Here is a 21,954-nt window from a genome sequence, read left to right on the forward strand (position 1 = left end):
CAGTTTCATCTGCGCACGATCCCCGATCCTGCGCGCGGACAGGAGATTGAAAATGACCGTCATGGCCAAGCCCGATCAGGCGAGCGCGCGCACCATGGTCAGCGCGCCGGCGCTGTCGCCAGCCACCATCGCCAAGCCTGACCTGATCAGCGTCGAGCAGGCCAAGGCGATGGACGTCGCTGCGATGACCGACCTGTTCAAGGCACATCTCAACCCGGGCCAGCTGCATTTCATGAAGCTGCTCGGCTTCCACAAGATCAAGATCGAGCGCGCCGAGGGCATGTTCTATATCGACCGGAACGGCCGCAAGATCCTGGATTTCTTCGGCGGCTTCGGTTCGCTGGCCTTCGGCCACAACCATCCGCGCATCCTCGAAGCGCGCAAGAAATTCCAGGAGGAGAAGCGCCAGGAGATCGCCATCGCCTTCATGTCGCAATATGCGGCCGCGTTGGCGCACAACATCGCCAAATGTTCGCCGGGCGATCTCGACATGGTGTTTCTGGGCTCGTCCGGCTCGGAAGCGATGGAAGCGGCGGTAAAACTCGCCGAGCGTGCCGCCGGCCCGAAGCGGCCCAAAATCGTCTATGCCGAGAATTCCTTCCACGGCAAGACCAAGGGTGTGCTGGCGATCACCGACGGCCAGCTCTACCGCGCCGATTTCAAGGTGGCCGACAATGCGGTCCGCATTCCCTTCGCCGACATCGAAGCGGTCGAGCGCGCATTCCGCGCCGATCCCGAGATCGGCGTCATCGTGCTGGAAACCATCCAGGGCGGCGGCGGCATCATCCAGGCGCCCGCGGAATATTGGCAGAAGCTGCGCGCATTGTGCGATCAGTACGGTGTGCTGTGGGTGGCCGATGAAGTGCAGTGCGGCTATGGCCGCTCCGGCCGCTTCTATGCTTTCGAACATTATGGCGTCGTTCCCGACGTGACGGCGCTCGCCAAGTCGCTCGGCGGCGGCAAGGCGGCGGTCGGCGCGATGGTCGCCCGGCGCGAGATCTATATGAAGGCCTACGGCACGCCGAAGACGGCGATGATCCATGCCATGGCGACTTTCGGCGGCATGGGCGAGGCCTGCGTCACCTCGATCGAAGCGCTCAACGTTCTCTATGACGAGGGCCTGATCGACAACGCCGCCGCCACCGGTGAGTACCTTTTGCAGCGCCTGCAGGCGCTGAAGGACAGATACCCGAAGATCATCAAGGACGTGCGCGGCAAGGGGCTCATGATCGGGCTCGAGTTCCATGATTTTTCGCAGACCTTGCCGACGGTGTTGCGGCCGGTGGTCAGCGTGCTTGACGAGAAGCTGAAGGGTTCGCTGTCGGGCTTCGCCGGAGCGCTGCTGCTGCGTGACTACGACGTGCTGGTCGCCTTCACCGAATACAACCGCAACGTCATTCGGCTCGAGCCACCGCTGATCTGCCGGCGCGAGCATGTCGACCGGTTCGTCGATGCTTTCGACAGCCTCTTGTCGCGCGGCATTGTGGGAATCGTGAAGGATTTCGTCAAAAGCCAGGTTCGTTGAGCACCACGACGATGCTGACCAAGTCGCCCACTCCGCAAAACCCGCTCGACCGGCTCACAGCGGCCGGCCTGGCGTGGGGTGAGGGGACCTATGCGCGGCTGGCGGCACCCATCGGCGCGGCGGCTTTCGCGCTCTACATCCTTTTGACGGCGCTGACGGCCTGGGTGATGCCCGATGCCAATTGGGACATGCTGCCCTATCTCGCCATATCAGAGGAAGGCACCTATCCCGATGCGCAGGCACTGCATGACTATGCCTACAACACCGTCAAGGCCGGAGTATCGGCAGGTGACTACAAGACGCTGACCGATGATGGCGGCGGCTTCCGCAGCCACATGGCGCAGAATGCCGCCGACTTCCATTCGCTGCTCGGCATGTACCGGATCAAGTTCCTCTACGCCGAGATCCTGTCGACGCTGAGCGCGGTCATGTCGCCGGTCGAAGCGATGCGCCTGGTGCAGGTGGCCTCGGTGCTGCTGTTCGGCGCGACCACGCTGCTGTGGCTGCGCTCGGAAAAGGCATTGGCCTTGGCGCCGGTGATCGGCGCGGTGCTGATCATGGCCGATTTCGGCGATGCGGCGCGCGCCTCGACGCCGGATCTGCTGACTTCGGCCCTGCTACTCGCAGGACTCTATGCCTATGTCCGCGGCCGCGAGGCGGCGACGGCGATCCTGCTCTTCCTGGCCTTCATGGTGCGGCCGGACAATATTGTCTTTCTTGCCGTTTTCGCCGTTCTGCTCACCGCCTTCCGGCAGCAGGCATGGGGCGCGCTGGCCGGTTTTGCGGCGTCCTTCGTCGCCTATTTCGCCATCTCGCACTGGGCGCATCATCCTGGCTGGTGGCCGCATCTGTGGTTCTCCAGCGTCGCGCAGCACTACAATATGGAGGGGTTCGAGCCGCCGTTCTCGGTCCTTGCCTATCTCAAGGCGTTTGCCGCATCGCTGCTGCGCGCCGTCAGCCTGAACAGCTGGATTGGCGTCTCGGTGCTGGCGCTGGCCGGCTGGTACGCGGCCGGTCGTGCCGGCTTCCGGCTCGACCGACGCGCCGGCATTCTGTTCGCGGCGCTCGTGCTCGGTGCGCTGGCTAAATTCACCGTCTTCCCGATCCACGACACGCGCATCTATTTCCCGCATCTGGTCCCGCCATTCCTGCTGCTGGCCACCCCTTTCATGGCGCTGTGGGCGACGATCGCCCCCGGCCAGCACCGCGTCGCCTTGCATGCCATTCCCGGAGACACGCCATGAGTTCGCTATCAAGCCTGACGCGCATCGCGCTGTCGCTTGGCCTTCCGGCCGGTTTGCTCGACCGCGGTCCGTCGCTGCGCGGCACGAAATTCCTGGCCGGGGCGGCACTGAAAGCGCGCTTCGGCGGGACAAGGCGGCCTTTCCAGATGGTCAATATCGGTGCCTGCGACGGCGCGCTGTTCGACGACGTCACGCCGTGGCTGCATCGCATATCCGGCGCCCGTGCCCTGCTGGTCGAGCCGATCCCCTATAACCAGAAGCGCCTGCGCGCCAATTATCCCGATATCAGCCGCTTCATCATCGAGCCGGTTGCCGTCACGAAAACAAGGGGGACGATCACCGTCCACACCTTCGATGCCGCAGCCCTCGAGGCGGGCACGCTGCCGATCGAGTTCATCGGCTGCTCCTCGGTCACCGACACGAACCTGATGTCGGGCAAGAATGCCTGGGGCGAGGATGACGTGAATTTCAATAAGTTCGCGCCCTATCTCAGGGACATCGAAGTGCCGTCCGAGACCTTGCAGACATTGCTCGACCGCAACGGCATCAACCATATCGACGCCTTCCTCGTCGATTGCGAGGGCGCAGACTGGATGGTCTTCGAGCAACTCGATCTCCAACGCTACCGTCCGGGCATGATCAAGGTCGAGGTCGGCGCACTGCCCGCCGCGGAAATCGGCCAAGTCGTGGTGAAGCTCAAGACCGCCGGCTACCAGGTCGGTTTCCAGGCGGAGGACATCTGGGCCTTCGCCTGACGGCAGTGATTTTCCTGATCCAAATCGGGTCGCGGCGCATCCGCGGCGTGTCGCAAACAGGCGGTAGCGCGCTCACCGTCCTCTGCATATTGTGCGCCGATCAAACGGGCGCCGACGCCGCCCGCAACAGCACCTGGAGTCGCGGGCAATGGCAGAGTTTCCGAAAAAGGCGAAGGTCGTCATCATCGGCCTGGGTGGCATTGTCGGCGCGTCGATCGCCCATCACCTGATCGAACGCGGCTGGGATGACATTGTCGGTATCGACAAATCAGGGATCCCGACCGACATCGGCTCGACGGCGCACGCTTCCGACTTCTGCTACACCACCAGCCACGATTTCCTGTCCTGCTGGACGACGCTGTACTCCATCGACTTCTACGAGAAGATGGGCCATTACGCACGCATCGGCGGTCTCGAAGTCGCGCGCGTCGGCGATGACGGCCGCATGGACGAAATCAAGCGCAAGATCGCCTCCGCCAAGGCTTTTGGCACGCGCGCCCGCCTGATCGAACCGGCCGAGATCAAGAAGAAATTCCCGCTCATCGAAGAGGGAATGGTGCAGGGCGGCCTGTGGGATCCCGACGCCGGTCTGGTCATTCCGCGCTCGCAGACGGTCGCGGGCAAGCTCGTCGACCAGGCGGAAGCCTCCGGGAAGCTCAAATCCTTCGCCAACACGCCGGCCCGGTCGCTCGTCGTCAAGGACGGCCGCATCAGCGCCGTGGTCACCGACCGCGGCACCATCGAGGCCGACTACGTCATCGTCTGCGCCGGCATCTGGGGGCGGCTGATCGCCGAGATGGTGGGCGAGGACCTGCCCGTGATGCCGATCGACCATCCGCTCACCTTCTTCGGCCCCTACAACGAGTTCGCCGGCACGGGCAAGGAGATCGGCTGGCCGTTGCTGCGCGACCAGGGCAACTCGGCCTATATGCGCGACACCGGCGACCCCAAGACCGCCGAGGGCGGGCAGATCGAGTGGGGTTATTACGAAGAGACCAATCCGCGCCTTTGCCATCCGCGCGACCTGCTCGAGAAGGACCAGGCCCGGCTTTCGCCCTCGCAGCGCGACCTCGACATGGAGCAGATCCTGGCGCCGCTGGAGCGCGCCATGGAACTGACGCCGATTCTGGGCGAACTCGGTTATAACGAAAGCCACTCCTTCAACGGCCTGCTGCAGGTGACGGCGGACGGCGGCCCGTCCATGGGCGAGAGCCAGAAGGTGAGGGGTCTCTGGTATGCCGTCGCCATCTGGGTCAAGGACGGCCCGGGCATGGGCAAGCTCATCGCCGACTGGATGACGGACGGCCGCACCTCGATCGACCATCACGCCATCGACTATGCGCGCTTCTATCCGCACCAGACCAAGGAGCAGTTTATCTGGGATCGCTGCACCGAGACGGCGATGAAGGTCTACAATCCCGCCGTGCATCCGCGCGAGCCCTTCTCCAAGGGCCGCAACATCAGGCGCTCGCCGTTCTGGGAGCGCGAGAGGGAACTCGGCGGCTACTTCATGGAGCTCGGCGGCTGGGAGCGCGCGCACGGCTATGCCGCCAACGAGCATCTTCTGGAGAAATACGCCAACCGGGTACCGGTGCGCGAGAACGAATGGGACAACCGCCATTTCTGGCGCGTCTCCAATGCCGAGCATCTGGCGATGAGCGAAGACTGCGGCATCGTCAACCTGTCGCACTTCTCGATGTATGACGTCGAGGGACCCGACCACGTCGCGCTGCTGGAGTGGCTGTGCGCGGCCAAGATCGGCGGCGACAACAATATCGGCAAGGGCATCTACACCCACTTCCTCGACGAGGAAGGCATGGTGCGCGCCGACTTCACCGTCATCCGCATGGCCGACCGCTGCCGTTTGATCGACGGCGCGGACGCCGGCCCGCGCGACTTCCAGTACATGCGCCGCACCGCGCAGGATAAAGGTTTCGATGTCACCATCACCGATGTGACGGAAAAATTCGTCACCATCGGCATCTGGGGTCCGAACGCGCGAGCAACCCTGCAGAAGGTGGTCGAGAATCCCGACGGCCTTGCGCTGGAGAATTTCCCGTTCGCAGCGATCAAGCCGATACGGATCGGCGGCAAGGATGTCACCGCGTTCCGCATTTCCTATGTCGGCGAACAGGGCTGGGAACTGCACATGCGCTACGAGGACGGGCTGGCCGTCTGGGATGCGCTGCGTTCGACCGGCGTGATGCCGTTCGGCGTCGAGACCTATGCCAACACGCGGCGCATGGAAAAGAGCCTGCGCCTACAAAACGCCGATCTCCTGACCGAATACAATCTGCTCGAGGCCGATCTTGCCCGCCCGAAAGTCAAGGAGAACGACTTCTGCGGCAAGGCCAAGCACCTGGAATACCGCGCCCGCGAGCATCAGCCGGCGATGCTGTGCACGCTGGTGATGACCGAAAACACCGATTCCAAGGGCGTGGCGCGTTACCCGGTGGGTACGATGCCGGTACTGGACCCCGAGACCGGCGAGACGCTGGTCGATGAACTCGGCCGCCGTTCCTTCACCACCTCGGTCGCCTACGGCCCGACCATCGGCAAGAACATCGCGCTCGCCTATCTGCCCTGGGCCTATGCCCAAGAGGGCCGTAAGCTGAAGGTGGAGTATTTCGGCGAGACCTATCCGGTCGAGGTCGCCGGGGTCGGCTACAAGCCGCTCTACGACCCGGAGAATCTGAAGCCGAGAAGCTAGGCAACCGCCCAGCAGGGCTCCTGAGCAAATTTTGGATAAGCCCGGCGGCGATGGTCGGGCTTTTCTCTTTTTCGGCTGGCGATTCTGGCTTACCTTGCGGCATGTCTGCTTTTGCTCGCGCAAGACATCTGCTTTCAGGCGCCGCCGCCCTGGCGCTGATGCTGTGGCTGGCGCCCGCGTCGCTCGCGGACGAGCCGGTCGACGTCGAGCTGGTGCTGGCGGTCGACGTCTCGCTGTCGATGTCGGCTGACGAGCTCGAGATCCAGCGTCGCGGCTACGCGGCTGCATTGACGCACGATCATGTGCTGCAAGCCATCGCCGCCGGCGCTTATGGCAGGATCGCCGTCACTTATGTCGAATGGGCCGGCACCAACTCGCAGCACGTCATCGTGCCGTGGACGGTGATTGCCACTCGCGCCGACGCCGAGCGGGTGGTGGCGCGGCTGTCCGCCCAGCCGCCCAACAGCGCGCGGCGCACGTCGATCTCCGGCGCGCTGGAATTCGGCGCGGACCTTTTCGCCGAAAGTGGCTTTCAAGGGACGAAGCGGGTCATCGATATTTCCGGCGATGGCCCCAACAACCAGGGCGCGCCGGTCGACATCATCCGTGACGAGGTGGTCAAGCAAGGCATCGTCATCAACGGCTTGCCGCTGATGACTCGCGGCGGTTTCACCAGCGCCTATGACGTCAACGATCTCGACCGCTATTACAGCGACTGCGTCATTGGCGGTCCCGGAGCCTTCATGGTTCCGGTCAACGACTGGACGCAGTTTCCCGAAGCCATCCGCCGCAAGCTTGTGCTGGAGCTCGCCGGCCCGGCCTCGCCGCGTTCGGGTGAAGAGGCCGATCGTCCGACGGTGGTGCTGGCGCAGGCCGAACGAGCCAGCGATTGCCTTGTCGGCGAAAAGATGTGGCGCAACCGCAACTGGATGCTCGATAGCCGCTGAGAAATTCCAGAAAAAGCGCATAGCGCTTTGCCGGTACGCGCGTAACGCTTTCCCTTTGGAATTGATTGAAAAAAATAGTTAAAGCGGTTCGGCGTTTCCGTGAAATGCCGAACTGCTCCAGGCTTGCCAGTCCGGCAGAAGCAGTGGCAAACTGAACTTGCCGCGCCATCCGGCGGACGGGGTGACGCGGTCAAACCGAGGAAACACCAGATGAGACGTCTAGCTATCCTGACTGCGGTCGCGTCCATGCTCTACGCCGACGGCGCCAGCGCCCAATACGATGATCAGGCCGCCTGCATCATGTTCGAAAATGCGAATTTTCGTGGGCGGTCGATCGCGCTCGGGGCCGACGATTCAGTCAATTTTCGCGGCCGCGAGTTCTGGAACGACCGCGTGTCGTCGGTGATCGTTCGCCGGGGCTGCACTCTCGTTGCCTATGAGGATTCGCGCAGGGGAGGCCGTTCGATCGAGATCAGGCGCAGGGTCCGCGATTTCGGCGGCAGCGACTGGAACGATCGCATCTCGTCCGCGGAGTGCTACTGCGACCAGTATTGACGACAAAGGTCCTCGGCCTTGCCGCTTTATCGCGGCAAGGCCGAGGACCTTTGTCGCAGACGATGTGGGCAAACACGGCCCTGTTCATTGACAGCCGGGCGGCGTCCGTGAACATTCCCCCAGAGAAAACAAAGGGGAACTGACATGAACAGGACCATTATCCTTACGCTGGCGCTTGCCGCCGGCCTGTCCGCGCCGGCGATGGCCGCCACATCGGTCACTATCGGCATCAGCGGCTGGACCGGCTTCGCGCCGCTGACGCTCGCCAAACAGGCCGGTCTCTTCGAGAAGCACGGCCTCGACGTGACCTTGAAGAAAGTGCCGCAGGCCAGCCGGCCGCTCGCCATCGCCAGCGGCGATCTGCAATGCGCCGCCACCACGGTCGAGACGTGGCAGGTGTGGAACGCCAGCGGCGTGACCACCAAGCAGATCTTCCAGCTCGACAAGTCCTACGGCGCCGACGGCATCGTCGTGCGCAACGACATCAAGACCGTCGCCGACCTCAAGGGCAAGACTGTCGCGTCCTCGGCGCCGGGGACCTCGCCCTATTTCCTGCTGGCCTGGGTGCTGAACAAGAACGGCATGTCGACCAAGGATGTCACGGTCGTCAACCTGGAGCCGGATGCGGCGGCGCAAGCCTTCCTTGCCGGCCAGAACGACGCCGCCGTCACCTATGAACCGTTCATCTCGGCGGTGCGCGACAAGGCCGACCAGGGCCACATTCTGGCGACCACGCTCGACTACCCGATGGTTCTCGACACGGTCGGCTGCACGCCCGAATTCCTCAAAGCCAATCCGGACGCCGCCAAGGCGCTTGCCGACAGCTATTTCGACGCGCTCGACCTGATCAAGAAAGACCCGCAGAAATCCTACGGCATCATGGGCGCGGACGTAAAACAGTCGGCCAAGGAGTTCGAGGATTCGGCGAAGTACCTGAAATGGGCCGACCGGGCGGAGAACAAGCAGTTCTTCACCAAGGAGTTCCAGGATTTCTCCAAGACCGCCGGCGAGCTTCTGCTGCAGATGGGGCTGATCAAGGAAGCGCCTGACGTCTCCACGCTGGCCGACACCAGCGCCGTGGCGAACTGACCGGCCGCTGTCTCGCGGCGGCGCCCCGCGCCGCCGTTTCGCTTCCACAAGGACCGTTGTGAATGCCGCGCCCCCTGCATCCGATCTCGCCGGGCACGCGAACCGTGCTCGGCATTTCCTTCTTCGTGCTGTTCGTCGTCTTCTGGGCGTGGATCACGCTTGGCGGTCACGTCAACCGCATCTTTCTCGCCGATCCGCTGTCGATGCTGCGGGATGGCTGGCGGTTGCTGGTCGAGGACCGATTCTGGCTCGACATACTGATCACCATCTGGCGGGTCTTCGGGGGCTTCGTGCTGGCATCGGCCGTCGCCGTGCCGCTGGGCATTGCGATGGGCGCGTGGAAACCAGTCGAGGCGTTCCTGGAGCCGTTCGTCTCGTTCGCCCGCTACCTGCCGGCCTCGGCCTTCATTCCGCTGCTCATCCTTTGGGCCGGCATAGGCGAATTGGAGAAGCTGCTGGTCATCTTCGTCGGCTCCGTGTTCCAGATCATCCTGATCATCGCCGTAAAGGTCGGCTCCACGCGCCGCGATCTCGTCGAGGCGGCCTACACGCTCGGCTCCACGGACAACGGCATCGTCAAGCGTGTGATCATGCCCGCCAATGCGCCCGAGATCGCCGAGACGCTGCGGCTGGTGCTCGGCTGGGCTTGGACCTATGTCATCGTCGCCGAACTGATCGGCTCGTCGTCGGGCATCGGCTACATGATCATCAACAGCCAATCGCGACTGGCAACCGGCCAGATCATCTTCGGCATCATCGTCATCGGGCTGATCGGCCTGTTGTCCGACCTTGCCTTCAAGGCGCTTAATCGCTGGCTCTTCCCATGGAGCCTGGCATGAGCAAGCTTCTCATCGAGGGCGTCTCGCGCACGTTCGCCGGTGTGCGCGGCGGCTCACCGGTCCAGGCGCTGATGCCTGTAGACCTGGCGGTCGCGGCCAATGATTTCATCACCATCCTGGGACCTTCGGGATGCGGAAAGTCGACCCTCTTGCGCATCGTCGCCGGGCTTGAGGCGCCGAGCGAAGGGCGCGTGCTGCTCGACGGCAAGGCGGTGACCCGGCCGGGGCCGGATCGCGGCATGGTCTTCCAGTCCTATACGCTGTTTCCGTGGCTGACGGTCGCCGAAAACATCGCCTTCGGCCTGCGCGAACGCGGCATGGCCGAGCGGGAGAGGGGCGAAATCGTCGCCTCCTATATCGACCTCGTCGGGCTGAAGGGCTTCGAGAATCACTGGCCGAAGCAACTCTCGGGCGGCATGCAGCAGCGCACGGCGATCGCCAGGGCGCTGGCCAACGACCCCGCGATCCTATTGCTGGACGAGCCGTTCGGCGCGCTCGACAACCAGACGCGCGGGCTGATGCAGGAACTGCTGCTTGGCATATGGGAACGGCGCAAGAAGACGGTGCTGTTCGTCACACACGACATCGAAGAGGCGATCTTCATGGCGTCGCGCGTGGTGGTGATGACGGCCAGGCCCGGCCGAATCAAGTCGGATGTCGCCATCGACCTGCCGCACCCGCGCCACTACACGCTGAAGACCAGTCCGGAATTCTCCGTGTTGAAGGCGCGGCTGACCGAGGACATCCGCGTCGAGGCGATGCGAACGGCAGAAGTGCTCTGAGGCGCGCCTCTACGCCGCTAGCAGCTGCTTGCGGTCGACGCGTTCCTGCTGCGGCGAGCGGGCGTAGAGCTCGCGGTAGCATTTCGAGAAATGCGAGGCCGAGACGAAGCCGCAGGCGACCGCCACCTCGACCACCGGCATCGAGGACTGGATCAAGAGATGCCTTGCACGGTCGAGGCGGATTTCGAGGTAATAACGGGCCGGCGAGCGTCCCATCTCGGTGCGGAACAGCCGCTCGATCTGGCGACGCGACAGGTCGACATGGTCGGCGATCTCGATCAGCGACAGCGGCTCCGACAGATTGCCTTCCATCAGTTCGATGATGGTCAGCACTTTCGAGTTCTGTACGCCGAGCCGGGCGCGCAGCGGCAGGCGCTGGCGGTCGGTGGGGCTGCGCACGCGGTCGGTCAGCACCTGTTCGCAGACGCGGTTGACGAGATTCTCGTCGAAATCGTCGCCGATCAGCTTCAGCATCATGTCGAGCGCGGCGGTGCCGCCGGCGCAGGTGTAGATGTTCTGGTCGATCTCGAACAGGTCGGCAAAGACATTGGCTTTCGGGAATGCCTCGGAAAAGCCTGGCAGGTTCTCCCAATGGATGGCGCAGCGCTTGTTGGACAACAGGCCGGCAGCGGCCAGGACATGCGCTCCGGTGCACAGGCCGCCGACGGAGACGCCGCGATTGTATTCCTCGCGCAGCCAGGCAAAGGCGGACTTGTTCTGGTAGCGCTCGACATTGGTGCCGCTACAGACGATGGCCATGTTGGGGCGATCCGGCCCTCCCATCTTCCTGCGCTCCTCCTCCAGCGAGGTGTTGACCGCGCATTCGACACCGTTCGAAGCGCGCACCGGCTTGCCGTCGATGCTGGCGAGGCGCCATCGATAGGCCTCGTAGCCGAGCATGCGATTGGCCGAGCGCAGCGGGTCGAGGGCCGTCGCAAAGGCGATCATGGTGAAGTCGGGGATGAGGAAAAATACAAACGATCGCTTGATCGGATGCTTAACGGCGTTCACGGGAACCTCACGCAGCCATGGCGCGAACAGAATGTCGCGAATAGCATAGCGACAACAGGAAAAACCATCCTTGTCAATCGGCTAAGGAGCTTTAGCAAGATTTAATTTGCGACATGCGTCGCAAATGGGCAATCCGCCGCCGCGCCGCACCGCCGTCATGGCGCAAGCGCTGGCAAAGAGTGTACAAACAAAACGCCGCCTCGGCGGAACCGGGCGACGTCATCTATTCAGGCAGCGCGAGGGAGCGCTGCCTGCATCGGTTCAGGCGACGAAGCCAAGGCGGGCGGCAGCCATGGCGCCGGTCTGGCCGGGCATGGTGTTGGCAAGGCGCTGGCGCTCGAGGGCCGTGGTCAGGTTCATTTCGCGGCGAGGGAAAAGGCGGGCAAAAAGCTTCATGTTCATCTCCAATCGGTTGCTCAGACGGGTCGCCTTCGCTTGATGGAGTGGGGCAGCTCGTTTGCTGGCGTGGATATAGGCTTGTGTAAGTAAAAACTAAATCGCAAAAGCGAAGCACTTGATATGAAAAGCGACACGCAAGGCGGGAGACTTTTCAGGCGCTCCCGGATTTTTCGATAATTTACAGATGGTTAGCTCAAAACCAAGCCGCTATGCGGCTTGTTCATATGCGCCATGCAGCGGTAGCATGGCTCCGAAATTCATGTGAACGCAAATAAAACGGCAAAACAGGTCGGTAAAACAAGAAGACCTGCCGGGCGGTTTGCGCGGCAGGCCTTCAATGCATGATACACACGGTTTACTTTGCTCCAGCCCAGGATCCGACGCCGGTACGCGTGCCGGCCTTCGTGTCGGCCGCTTCAGGCCAGCCAATATCCTTCTGCAGCTCGATCGGCAGGGAGCGGATGGCGCGTTCGGTCTGGTAGCGGGCGCGGGCCGCGCTGATTTCGGTCGCAAGCCGACCGATGGATGACAGGATAGACATTTCGATCTCCTCATGTCGGGGCGGAAGTGCCCAGAAATGCGTTACGTCAGGTCTGTTTCAGCTTCATTTCATGTCGAAGGCAGGTCTGTGTCGTGATCGTTTCGTGGCTGCCTTGGCAGCATCCTGCTTCGATGGAGTTGACTATGCGCCTGAATTGATGTTCAATCAAACGAAATGGAATGATAGTTTGCATCAGAAAAATTGAAGGTCGATCGTCATGAACGCCCCACTCAATCATCCGCTGCCGCTGCTGGACCTCGACGTGCTGCGCACTTTCGTGGCGATTGCCGAAACCGGCAGCTTCACCACCGCGGCCAATGCCGTCTTCCGCACGCCGTCGGCGGTCTCCATGCAGATCAAGAAGCTGGAGGATATTCTGGGCCGCTCGGTGTTCGCGCGCGATGCTCGCTCGGTGACGCTGACCACAGATGGGGAAATGCTGCTGGGCTATGCCCGCCGTCTGCTGTCGATCAACCGCGAGGTGGTGTCCAAGTTCATCGTTCCCGACATTGTCGGCGTGGTGCGGCTGGGCTCGCCGGATGATTATGGCGAGCGCGTGCTGCCGCATGTGCTGAAGCGTTTTGCGCAGTCGCATCCGTCGATCGCCGTCGACGTCACCATCGACCAGAGCAGCAATCTGCGCCGGCGCATGGATGACCGGGCGCTCGACATCACGCTGCTCACCAATTCCTACAAGACCAGCGCGCTCGGCGCCGAGGTGCTGTTGACGGAGCCGATCGTCTGGGCCGGCGCCAAGGGTGGCTGCGCGCATCTGCGCGAACCCTTGCCGGTGTCGCTGTGGGAAGAGGGCTGCGCCTGGCGGGCAGGGGCGCTCGAAGCGCTGAGCCGCGAGGGCCGCAACTACCGCATCGCCTATATGAGCGCGCATACGGCGGGCCAGCGCGCCGCCATCATGTCAGATCTCGCCGTGGCGCCGCTGCCGAAGTCTTTCCTCGGCAACGACATGGTCGAGCTCTGCCCCAAGGACGGCATGCCCGATATCGGCACCTATAACCTCGCCATGGTGGTAGCGCCGGATGCCAGCGCGCCGGTCAAGGCGGTGGCCGACCACATTCGCGCGACGTTCGAGCTCTTCCGGGAAACCGGCAAGTTCTGATCAGCTGGGGTGCTCCGACTGGAGGCTCAGCCCCGAAGCCTCGGCGGACGGCGCTTCGAAGCTTGCGTCGGCGCCTTCAACAAGGGGCGAGGGGTTCTCGGTCAGAAACGCCACGATCCGTTCGCGCGCGCGGCGTGATTCCGGCATGTCGATCAGCGGCCAGACGTGGAACATGCCTTCCTCGTGGACGAGCTCTACCTCGACGCCGGCGGCCCGCGCCTTTTGTGCGAAGATCAGATTGTCGGGCGTGAGAAGATCGCGAGAGCCCGTCAGGAGCAATGTCCTGGGCAGCACCGAGAGGTCGCCATAGACGGGGCTGATATGCCAGTCCGTCGGATGTATTCCGGCACTGTAGAGCCGGATAGCCTCCCGTCCGCCCGCGATGCCGAGCCAGGGATCGTTCCGCTCCGCCTCGAACACCTCGGGGTTTGCAAGCGAGACGTCGAGCCCGGGTGAGATCAGCACATGGCGCGACGGCAAGGGCAGGCCTTCTTCGGCGGCCATCATGGTGAGCACCACGGCCATGTTGCCGCCGGCGGAATCGCCCATGAAGATGATGTCTTCCGCCTCCGTCTCGCCGAGCATCCGGCGATAGACGTCGCCGACCATGCCGAACATGGCGTGGAAGTCATGCTCGGGCGCGATGGGATAGATGGGCACCGTAAAGGCATAGCCCAGCCGGTCGGCCATGTCGGCGATCAGGTGCCAATGATAGGGTGTGATTTCAAAGACATAGGCGCCGCCGTGCAGATAGAGAATCCGCTTCCGCTCGCCGGCCTTTGGGGCGATCTCGTAGACGGGAAAGCCGTCGACGGTGCGTGTCTCGATGTTGAAGCGCTGCTGCACTGACGCCGGAGGGTGATGGTCCTCCGTCCGGCGCGCCGCAGCGATCCAGCGCTGCAGGTTTTCCGGGCTGGAAAACGCCTTCTTGCGACTGTGCCTGAGCACGAAGGACACGACGTGGCTTTTCAAACTTGGCATGCGGATACACGGGTTTCGGCGGCAGCCGACTAAGAGAAGTCCCCTTCATATTTGAAGATCGTGCCCTGGTCGAAGATGTCAAGATTTGCGCTGTGTGCACACGTCGCTGTGATCGGCCCCGCATTTCTCGCGGGAGGGATCAGCGCTGCGGCAGAAGGGCTGCGCGCAGGCGGTTGCTGGTGACGGCCGGAGCCCCGCGCGGGCTCCGGCGCGTGCCGAGCAGTTTGCACTTTTCGGCGAAGGTCATCAGCGCGCAAAGCCCAAAAGCAGAGCGGAAAGCGCCGCCTGCGGGTCGCTGGGCGGCGAGGCCGGCCAGCCGATGTCCTTCTGGACGTGCGCCGGCAGGCTGTTCAGGGCGCGGACGGCCTTGTTCCTGGCATGGGCCTGCCTGATGGTCGCACCGTAGCGGCCGAGATTTTCAAACATCGACATTTTCATCTCCCTTGAAGAACGGCGGCGGCCGAGGATTATCTTCGGCCGCCGTTCGATGCCGGGTAAATGCGCCTGCCATGTATCGGTCGGATTTCGCGAAAACGGTGATTTGGTTTCCGGATCAGTCAATCCGGAAACATTTGCATACAAATGAAATGGGCGTTCGATGCCGGTGGAAGATGGGCGTCAGATAGTGCCTGTCATTCTGCTCGCATGCCGATGCTATTCCCGGCCACGTCGCGCGGCGTGGCCTTCGCGCGAGCGCCGGCGCGGGGTGGCGTCGCCGGCGATGCCGTCTTCGCTCACTGTCTTGCGCGGCGGCAGTTTCACCGCCGCCGACAGTTTCGGGAACGGATCGACCTTGTTCGGCAGCGCCATCGCATAGACGAAGTGCTCCTGGAATTTGGGCTCCAGTGCGGTCTCGATCTTCTCGATCTGGCTAACCGTCTCCTCGATCTCGCGACGATAGCCGCGATTGAGCAGCGCCATGCGCGCACCCGCGCCGGCGGCGTTGCCGACGGCCGAGACCTTGTCGAGGTCGCAATCGGGGATCAGGCCCAGCACCATAGCGTATTTCGGATCGATGAAGGAGCCGAAGGCGCCGGCGAAGTGGATGCGGTCGACATGCTCGGTGTTCTGCTTTTCCATCAACAGCTTGGTGCCGGCATAAAGCGCTGCCTTGGCGAGTTGGATGGCGCGCACGTCGGTCTGGGTGATGGTGATCTTTGGCTCGCCTTCCTTCAGCACGTAGGAGAAGGTGCGGCCGTTGGCGACGATACGCGGCGAGCGCATGCTGAGCGATCCGTCGACGACGCCGTCTTCGGAAATGATGCCGGCCAGATACATCTCCGCTACGATCTCGATGATGCCGGAGCCGCAAATGCCGGTGACGCCGGTAGCCTGCACGCTGTCGAGGAAGCCCGGCTCGTCGGACCACAGTTCAGAGCCGATGACGCGGTATTTCGGCTCCAGCGTCTCGGGATCGATGCGCACGCGCTCGATGGCGCCGGGCGCGGCGCGCTGGCCGCCGGAGATTTCGGCGCCTTCGAAGGCCGGACCGGTGGGCGAGGAAGCGGCCACGACCCGCGCACGATTGCCGAGCACGATCTCGGCATTGGTGCCGACGTCGACGATCAGCATCATCTCGTCCTGGCGATGCGGGCCCTCCGACAGCGTCACCGCCGCGGCGTCGGCCCCGACATGGCCGGCGATGCAGGGCAGCATGTAGAGGCGTGCGCCCGGGTTGAGCTTGAGGCCGATATCCGAGGCCTTGATGCGCACCGCGCCGGAGACGGCGAGCGCGAAGGGGGCGCCGCCAAGTTCGGTCGGATCGATGCCGAGGAACAGATGGTGCATGATCGGATTGCCGACGAAGACGGAATCCAGGATGTCGTTGCGCTGGACATTGCCTTCGGCGCAGACCTTGTCGACAAGGCCGGAGATCGCCTCGCGCACGGCGACCGTCATGCCCTCACGGCCATCCGGATTCATCATCACATAGGAGACGCGGCTCATCAGATCCTCGCCGAAGCGGATCTGCGGGTTGGACGTCCCGGAGGAGGCGGCGACACGGCCCGACAGCAGCGACACCAGATGCATGGCGATGGTGGTCGAACCGATATCGCAGGCCAGCCCATAAGCCTCGTTCTTGAGGCCGGGCCACAAAGCGATGACGCGCGCGATGTCGCTGTCGGCATCCTTGTGGATGGCGGCGGTCGCGGTCCAGTTGCCCTTGCGCAAGATGCCCTGCACCTGCGGCAGCAAATAGAAATCGAATTCGAGGTTCTTGAAGTTCCAGTCCTTCATCAGCGCGATCTTGAGCCGGTCGAGGTCGCCTGACGGATTGTGCATGTCGGGTTCTTCGATCTCGACATAGCACATGCGGATCGCCGTATCGCGCGCGATCACCCTGGTGTCGGCATCCTTGCGGATAGTCTGTGCGTTGATGACCGTGTCCTGCGGCACGTCGATGACGAGGTCGCCGAGGATCTGCGCCGAGCAGGAGAGGCGGCGCCGTTCCGGCAGGCCGCGCACGCGTTCATAGCGCTCTTCCTTCGGGCCCTTGGGCGAGATGTGGTCGTTGGAGGAGACGATCTTGTGCTTGGCGAAATTGCCTTCCTGAACCTCGACCTGGCAGCGCCCGCAAGTGGCGCGACCGCCGCAAACGCTTTCGACATAGACGCCGAGCTGGCGCGCGGCATCGAGCACCGGCGTGCCGACCGGAAACCGCCCGCGCTTGCCCGACGGCATGAACAGCACGAGCGGATCGGTGATGTTGGTATGCGAATTCACGATTGCGCGCTTATCCCCTTGCCATGCGGGCTTCACGGCCGCCACGGCGGCGACCGCCATTGCCGCCGCCTTCGCCTGGTGCATTGACCGCCGTCGGTGCGGCGACCGCCTGGCCGCCTTCGGCCGGCTTGTAATCCTTATAGGTGCGAATCCAGTTGGTGCAATTCTCGTCGGTGCCGTTCAGAACGTTGGCGCCGCGCACGGCCTCCATTTCCTGCGGGCGCACCGGGTTCATGATCGCCGATGTCATGCCGGCGCCGATCACCATCGGGATGAAGGCGGCGTTGATGCCGTGGCGGTGCGGCAGGCCGAAGGAGATGTTGGACAGGCCGCATGTGGTGTTGACCTTCAGTTCCTCGCGCAGGCGCCGCAGCAGGGCGAACACCTGGCGGCCGGCATCTCCCAGCGCGCCGATCGGCATGACCAGCGGATCGACGACGACGTCATGGGCGGGAATGCCGAAATCGGCGCAGCGCTGCACGATTTTCTTGGCGACGGCGAAACGAACGTCCGGATCCATCGAAATGCCGGTCTCGTCATTGGAGATGGCCACGACCGGGACGTTGTATTTCTTGATCAGCGGCAGGATGGCTTCGAGTTTTTCCTCCTCGCCGGTGACGGAGTTGACCAGCGGGCGGCCCTTGGCGACCTTGAGTGCCGCCTCGATCGCGGCGGTGACCGAGGAGTCGATCGACAGCGGCAGGTCGACCAGACCCTGGACGATCTCCAGCGTCTGCACCAGCAATGCCGGCTCGGTCGCGTTGGGGTCGACGGCGGTGACGCCGGCATTGACGTCGAGCATGGTGGCGCCGCAAGCGGCCTGTTCGAGCGCGTCCTTGATGACGGTTTCGAAATTGCCGGCGACCATCTCGGCGGCGAGTTTCTTGCGGCCGGTCGGGTTGATGCGCTCGCCAATCACGCAGAAGGGCTGGTCGAAGCCGATGATGATTTCTCGTGTCGCCGAGGCAACGATGGTCCGGGTCATGAAATCTCTCCGTCGTGATATAAAGAGTTCTTTATATCGTTATCTCTTGTCGATCAAGCGAATGGTGGTTCTCCGCGCAAGTCAATGCGCGGTCTTCACCATGTCCACCTGGGTTTCGGTAACATCGTCGTGCAGGATATGGTCGAGCCGGTCGGCGACCATCTGGTCGTCGCGGCGGATCTCGCGCTTCCAGGGCTGGCGGCCCTTCAGCACGCCCGATTCATCGACGATCTCGGCGACATACTCCTCCTGGCGGTAGGCCATCACATGGATGCCCGAAACGCCCGGGATTTCCTTCACCTCATTGATGATGTCGATGCAGAGCTGCTTGCCTTCCTTCTTCTGATCCTGGGCGCCTTCCAGCCGCTTGATGACGGTATCGGGAATATGGATTCCGGGCACGTTGGAGCGGATCCATTTGGCGGTCTTGGCCGAGGCGAGCGGTCCGACACCGCACAGGACGAACACTTTCTCCGTGTGGCCGAGATCGCGTGCCTTCTGCATGAAGGTCCTGAACATCGGCACGTCGAAACAATACTGCGTTTGAACGAACTGAGCGCCGGCGGCGATCTTCTTGCCGAGATGGATCGGGCGGAAGTCGAAAGGCGGTGCGAACGGATTGACGGCCGCGCCGAGGAACAGCTGCGGCGGCGTGGTGAGCTTGCGGCCGGACAGGAACTTGCCGTTGTCGCGCATGATGCGGATGGTTTCGAGCAGCGACATGGAATCGAGATCGAACACCGGCTTGGCGCCGGGCTGGTCGCCGGCCTGTACGCCATCGCCTGTCAGGCACAGCATGTTGGCGACGCCCATGGCAGCCCCGCCCAGCACGTCGCCCTGGATGGCGATGCGGTTCTTGTCGCGGCAGGCGATCTGCATGATCGGGGCATAGCCCATACGGGTCAGGAGCGCGCAGATGCCGACCGACGACATGTGGCAATTGGCGCCCGACGCATCGACGGCGTTGATGGCGTCGACCCAGCCGTCGAATATCTTCGCCCTGTTGTAGACGTCTTCGGGATCGGCGCTGTCGGGCGGGTTGAGCTCGGTGGTGACCGCGAATTCACCGCGTCGCAGGACGCGTTCGAGCCGGCCGCGCGAGGTGTGGCCGGGCAAGGGGTCGAGCGGCAGATGGATGCCGGCCGGGTTCTCGTCACGCTGGCGGGCGATCATGCGGTCGCTCCGGTCTTCGCATCGGCGGCGGCTTCACGGGCCGCTGCCGCCTGCGCGGTGACGCGCAGCCAGGCGGACGTTTCGCGCAGCGACTGGTCGACCGGCTTCTGCACCGCAAGAATCCTGTCGCCGTGCTCCATGTTGCGCGAGCCTTCCCAGGCCTTGACCCAGACGCAAGGCATGTCAGGCTCGACCTCGCAATTGCCGTTGGCGCGCACGCCGCCGCAGGGGCCGTTGCGCAGCTGTTTTGGGCAGTTCATCGGGCACGACATGCCGGTCGAGGACAGGATGCACTGGCCGCACATGCGGCAGTCGAACATGAAGCCCTTGACGCGCTTTTCGACAAACTTCACCGGGGCCTCGACACGGCTGTAGCCGATGCCTTTCCACAAGGGATGCAGCAGAAGGAACGTGTCGGCGAAGCGGGCATAGAACCATTCGAGCAGGCGCGAGTGCCGGACCGACCATAATCTCACCGCGAAGGAGCGCTGCACGCGGCGCTGTGGCGACACGTCGGCCGGCTTGTAGTCGGATTTCGGTGCTGCCTTTTTGACCAGGGTGGCCTGGGTGACCGGCTGGAGCGCCGCCGGGCTCTCCTTGGCGGGAATGGTTTCAGACATTTTCTTTGCCGCCCGCCTTCACCAGAGCGACCAGCCGCTCGCGGTCATATTTCGCGTCGATCTCCTGAAATGCCTTCTCGACCTCGGCTTCGAGGTCGTCCCCGACCGGGACCGGGTCGGCCTTGCGCCATTCGGCCAGATAGTCGTCCGTGCCGCCGGCGCCGGTCCGCATGGCGCACATGTCGATCGCCTCGGTAAAGCGCAACGGCAGTTCGCGCTTGGCGTTCTGGCGGCCTTTCCTGACGATGACCTGGGCAGGGATATCGCGCCAATAGACGACGATCAGATCGGCCATGAATTCTCACTCCTCGATCTGCGAGCATTGCCGCATGCGCAATTGGGCCGCTTGTTATGGGACGACGCGCGCGCATTCAAAAGCGACGCATTTGGATGTCGTAAAATGAAAGGCGCGTTTATTCGTTCCGGCTTGCACGTCGGCAGGCTCGAGACGTTGGGATAGCCCTGCCTTCGGCACGCGGCGCCGGACGAGGAATGCGCTACCAGATGCCGGTTCTGAACCCCGTCCAGAGGTAATACCAGATCGTCGGATGGTACCATTGCTTCGACGGCAGACCTGGATCGAACGTCGTGAGTTTTCCGGCAAGCGCATCGCTGACCGCCTCGACGCAGATGTCGCGCGAAAACGCCGTCTGGCGCAGCGCATAGCTTGAGATCGTGTCGCCTGGTTTCGGCTGACCGTAAGCCTGTTTCAGCACGCCGCCCGTGTCCACGCCGGCATCGACCAGATGCACAGTGGTGCCGAAATTCGCGGCATCTCCCGATGCCCGCGCCCAATAGCCGCCATTCATGCCGCGATATTTCGGCGTGATGCCGGCGTGGTAGTTGAGCACCGGGCATGGCATCCTGGCCAACATGTCCTTTGACAACAGCCGGCAGCCGTTAAGCAGGACAACACCGGGCTGGATCTTCCGGATCGCCGCGAGGCACTCCGGGCCGTTGGCCGAGGCAACATGGATGATCTCCTGGCCCGGCCGCGGCTCGGTCTCGAGCTTCTCCTGCGCAATCAACCGGGCGGCATGGCTGGCGTAGAGCCGCTTGCCCAGCCTGCTCAGCACCATCGTGCCGAGCTGGCCGATGGCCTGCAACCAGCCCTGGCGGCGGGCACGGCCAAGCAGCAATCGCTTTTTCGATTCAGGGACTTCCAGGATGACGCTGACAGGGCCGACACGGTCGGCGATGGCGTTGACCATTGCCCATACATGCGCGCCACCCCCGGTGACGACCACGATCGGTCTCGGATTGGTTTCCGGTATTGCCATTGATCTTGCCACCCCTGGGACCAACTGCCACGGCCGGACCTTAGGCGAGGCGGGTTAATCCTTGGTATGCCGGAGCCGGCAGGAAGGCTCCGCTCAGCGCTTGAACTCCATGATGTCGAGCTTCGATTCGTAATAGGGAGCGGGGAACTCGATGCGCCATTCCCCGTCGCTATTGCGGAAGGCATAGCCGACCTGGTCTGTCCGAGGACCGCTGCCATAGGGTTTTGCCTGGTCGTTGTTGACGGAACCGGAACCGAGATAGATCGCGCGCTTTTCGCCGTCGTCGAAGAAGCGGCCCTTGGTGCGCTGCGAGCCGGTGAGCTTTTCCAACCGCCAGCCGGAGCCGTCGTCGGTCACCCTGCATTTGAACCAGCCATAGATAACGAGGGGGCCCAGCCCTCCCACCTTGATGGTGCGGCATTGCCATTTGCCGGTGAGGTCCTTATCGGAGAAAGCAACCAGCGGCTTGGCCAGCAAGGCATCGAGCTGCCTGACCTCGCCAGGATTGCCCGCCTTCGCCTCGGCAAGAGCCGCCTTGCGCGTCTCGCCATATTTGTCCAGCCGCGCCTTGTCGGCGGCGGTGATCAGCTTCTGCACCTCGCCGTCGGCAAGGGCGGGTAAGGTGCAGCAGAGAAGGCCGGCAACGGCAAGCATCGGGCGAAGGGTCATCGGCATTC

Annotated in this window: 22 protein-coding genes; 10 read left to right on the plus strand and 12 right to left on the minus strand. The window is 63.3% G+C overall.

Features of this window, described 5'->3' with window-relative positions; all coding sequences use genetic code 11:
- Positions 1-94: 94 nt before the first annotated feature.
- The 9 genes from LB566_RS23925 (at position 95) to LB566_RS23965 (ending at position 10,446) form a co-directional block, all read left to right on the plus strand.
- Positions 95-1,525, plus strand: a complete 1,431-nt coding sequence (locus LB566_RS23925) for an aspartate aminotransferase family protein (protein WP_224628033.1) — start codon at positions 95-97, stop codon at positions 1,523-1,525.
- An 11-nt stretch (positions 1,526-1,536) separates the two neighbouring features.
- Positions 1,537-2,769, plus strand: a complete 1,233-nt coding sequence (locus tag LB566_RS23930) for a hypothetical protein (protein WP_224628035.1) — start codon at positions 1,537-1,539, stop codon at positions 2,767-2,769.
- Entirely contained in the window at positions 2,766-3,524 is a 759-nt protein-coding gene (locus tag LB566_RS23935) for an FkbM family methyltransferase (RefSeq protein WP_224627842.1), read from the plus strand. Before LB566_RS23930 ends, LB566_RS23935 begins: the two co-directional genes overlap by 4 nt.
- Positions 3,525-3,672: 148 nt before the next feature.
- Positions 3,673-6,234 (plus strand): FAD-dependent oxidoreductase, encoded by a 2,562-nt coding sequence (locus LB566_RS23940; protein ID WP_224627844.1) that lies wholly within the window; start codon positions 3,673-3,675, stop codon positions 6,232-6,234.
- Positions 6,235-6,335: 101 nt separating this feature from the next.
- Positions 6,336-7,181 (plus strand): DUF1194 domain-containing protein, encoded by an 846-nt coding sequence (locus tag LB566_RS23945; RefSeq protein WP_224627845.1) that lies wholly within the window; start codon positions 6,336-6,338, stop codon positions 7,179-7,181.
- Positions 7,182-7,391: 210 nt separating this feature from the next.
- Positions 7,392-7,736, plus strand: a complete 345-nt coding sequence (locus tag LB566_RS23950; protein WP_140551346.1) for a peptidase inhibitor family I36 protein — start codon at positions 7,392-7,394, stop codon at positions 7,734-7,736.
- Between the two features lie 144 nt (positions 7,737-7,880).
- On the plus strand, positions 7,881-8,825 hold the full coding sequence (locus LB566_RS23955) for an ABC transporter substrate-binding protein (protein WP_140516347.1): 945 nt from the start codon (positions 7,881-7,883) through the stop codon (positions 8,823-8,825).
- Between the two features lie 62 nt (positions 8,826-8,887).
- Positions 8,888-9,664 (plus strand): ABC transporter permease, encoded by a 777-nt coding sequence (locus LB566_RS23960; protein WP_140495640.1) that lies wholly within the window; start codon positions 8,888-8,890, stop codon positions 9,662-9,664.
- Entirely contained in the window at positions 9,661-10,446 is a 786-nt protein-coding gene (locus LB566_RS23965; RefSeq protein WP_140551347.1) for an ABC transporter ATP-binding protein, read from the plus strand. Before LB566_RS23960 ends, LB566_RS23965 begins: the two co-directional genes overlap by 4 nt.
- 9 nt (positions 10,447-10,455) lie before the next feature.
- Here the strand turns inward: LB566_RS23965 and LB566_RS23970 are convergent, their stop codons facing one another.
- The 3 genes from LB566_RS23970 to LB566_RS23975 all read right to left on the minus strand — a co-directional run bounded on the left by LB566_RS23970 (position 10,456) and on the right by LB566_RS23975 (position 12,397).
- Positions 10,456-11,394, minus strand: coding sequence for a GlxA family transcriptional regulator (locus LB566_RS23970; protein ID WP_263482988.1), 939 nt, complete (start codon positions 11,392-11,394; stop codon positions 10,456-10,458).
- Between the two features lie 324 nt (positions 11,395-11,718).
- A complete protein-coding gene (locus LB566_RS30405) occupies positions 11,719-11,853 on the minus strand; it encodes a hypothetical protein (RefSeq protein WP_127853696.1) in 135 nt (44 codons plus the stop codon).
- 358 nt (positions 11,854-12,211) lie between these two features.
- Positions 12,212-12,397 (minus strand): hypothetical protein, encoded by a 186-nt coding sequence (locus LB566_RS23975; RefSeq protein WP_140551348.1) that lies wholly within the window; start codon positions 12,395-12,397, stop codon positions 12,212-12,214.
- A 217-nt stretch (positions 12,398-12,614) separates the two neighbouring features.
- Between LB566_RS23975 and LB566_RS23980 the strand changes: the two genes are divergently transcribed.
- Complete coding sequence (locus LB566_RS23980; RefSeq protein WP_224627855.1) at positions 12,615-13,514, plus strand: LysR substrate-binding domain-containing protein; 900 nt, start codon at positions 12,615-12,617, stop codon at positions 13,512-13,514.
- Here the strand turns inward: LB566_RS23980 and LB566_RS23985 are convergent, their stop codons facing one another.
- The 9 genes from LB566_RS23985 to LB566_RS24025 all read right to left on the minus strand — a co-directional run bounded on the left by LB566_RS23985 (position 13,515) and on the right by LB566_RS24025 (position 21,946).
- Positions 13,515-14,495: an alpha/beta hydrolase gene (locus LB566_RS23985; RefSeq protein WP_224627857.1), complete on the minus strand. Its 981-nt coding sequence runs from the start codon at positions 14,493-14,495 to the stop codon at positions 13,515-13,517.
- A 246-nt stretch (positions 14,496-14,741) separates the two neighbouring features.
- Positions 14,742-14,927, minus strand: coding sequence for a hypothetical protein (locus LB566_RS23990; protein ID WP_224627859.1), 186 nt, complete (start codon positions 14,925-14,927; stop codon positions 14,742-14,744).
- 222 nt (positions 14,928-15,149) lie between these two features.
- Complete coding sequence (locus LB566_RS23995) at positions 15,150-17,279, minus strand: ASKHA domain-containing protein (RefSeq protein ID WP_224627861.1); 2,130 nt, start codon at positions 17,277-17,279, stop codon at positions 15,150-15,152.
- On the minus strand, positions 17,230-18,204 hold the full coding sequence (locus tag LB566_RS24000; protein WP_140564154.1) for a methyltetrahydrofolate cobalamin methyltransferase: 975 nt from the start codon (positions 18,202-18,204) through the stop codon (positions 17,230-17,232). The genes LB566_RS23995 and LB566_RS24000 overlap by 50 nt, the downstream gene beginning before the upstream one ends.
- Positions 18,205-18,285: 81 nt before the next feature.
- The gene (locus tag LB566_RS24005) at positions 18,286-19,377 is read right to left on the minus strand and encodes a methylenetetrahydrofolate reductase (protein WP_140551353.1); all 1,092 of its coding nucleotides are present in this window, start codon (positions 19,375-19,377) and stop codon (positions 18,286-18,288) included.
- Positions 19,374-19,997, minus strand: a complete 624-nt coding sequence (locus LB566_RS24010) for a methylenetetrahydrofolate reductase C-terminal domain-containing protein (protein ID WP_140551354.1) — start codon at positions 19,995-19,997, stop codon at positions 19,374-19,376. Before LB566_RS24010 ends, LB566_RS24005 begins: the two co-directional genes overlap by 4 nt.
- On the minus strand, positions 19,990-20,292 hold the full coding sequence (locus LB566_RS24015) for a virulence factor (protein WP_140551355.1): 303 nt from the start codon (positions 20,290-20,292) through the stop codon (positions 19,990-19,992). Before LB566_RS24015 ends, LB566_RS24010 begins: the two co-directional genes overlap by 8 nt.
- Before the next feature lie 202 nt (positions 20,293-20,494).
- On the minus strand, positions 20,495-21,277 hold the full coding sequence (locus tag LB566_RS24020; protein ID WP_224627863.1) for a formyl transferase: 783 nt from the start codon (positions 21,275-21,277) through the stop codon (positions 20,495-20,497).
- A 93-nt stretch (positions 21,278-21,370) separates the two neighbouring features.
- Positions 21,371-21,946: a DUF4893 domain-containing protein gene (locus tag LB566_RS24025; RefSeq protein ID WP_140551357.1), complete on the minus strand. Its 576-nt coding sequence runs from the start codon at positions 21,944-21,946 to the stop codon at positions 21,371-21,373.
- Between the last annotated feature and the right edge of the window lie 8 nt (positions 21,947-21,954).

Source organism: Mesorhizobium sp. CA13 (assembly GCF_020165235.1).
Classification (GTDB): Bacteria; Pseudomonadota; Alphaproteobacteria; order Rhizobiales; family Rhizobiaceae; genus Mesorhizobium.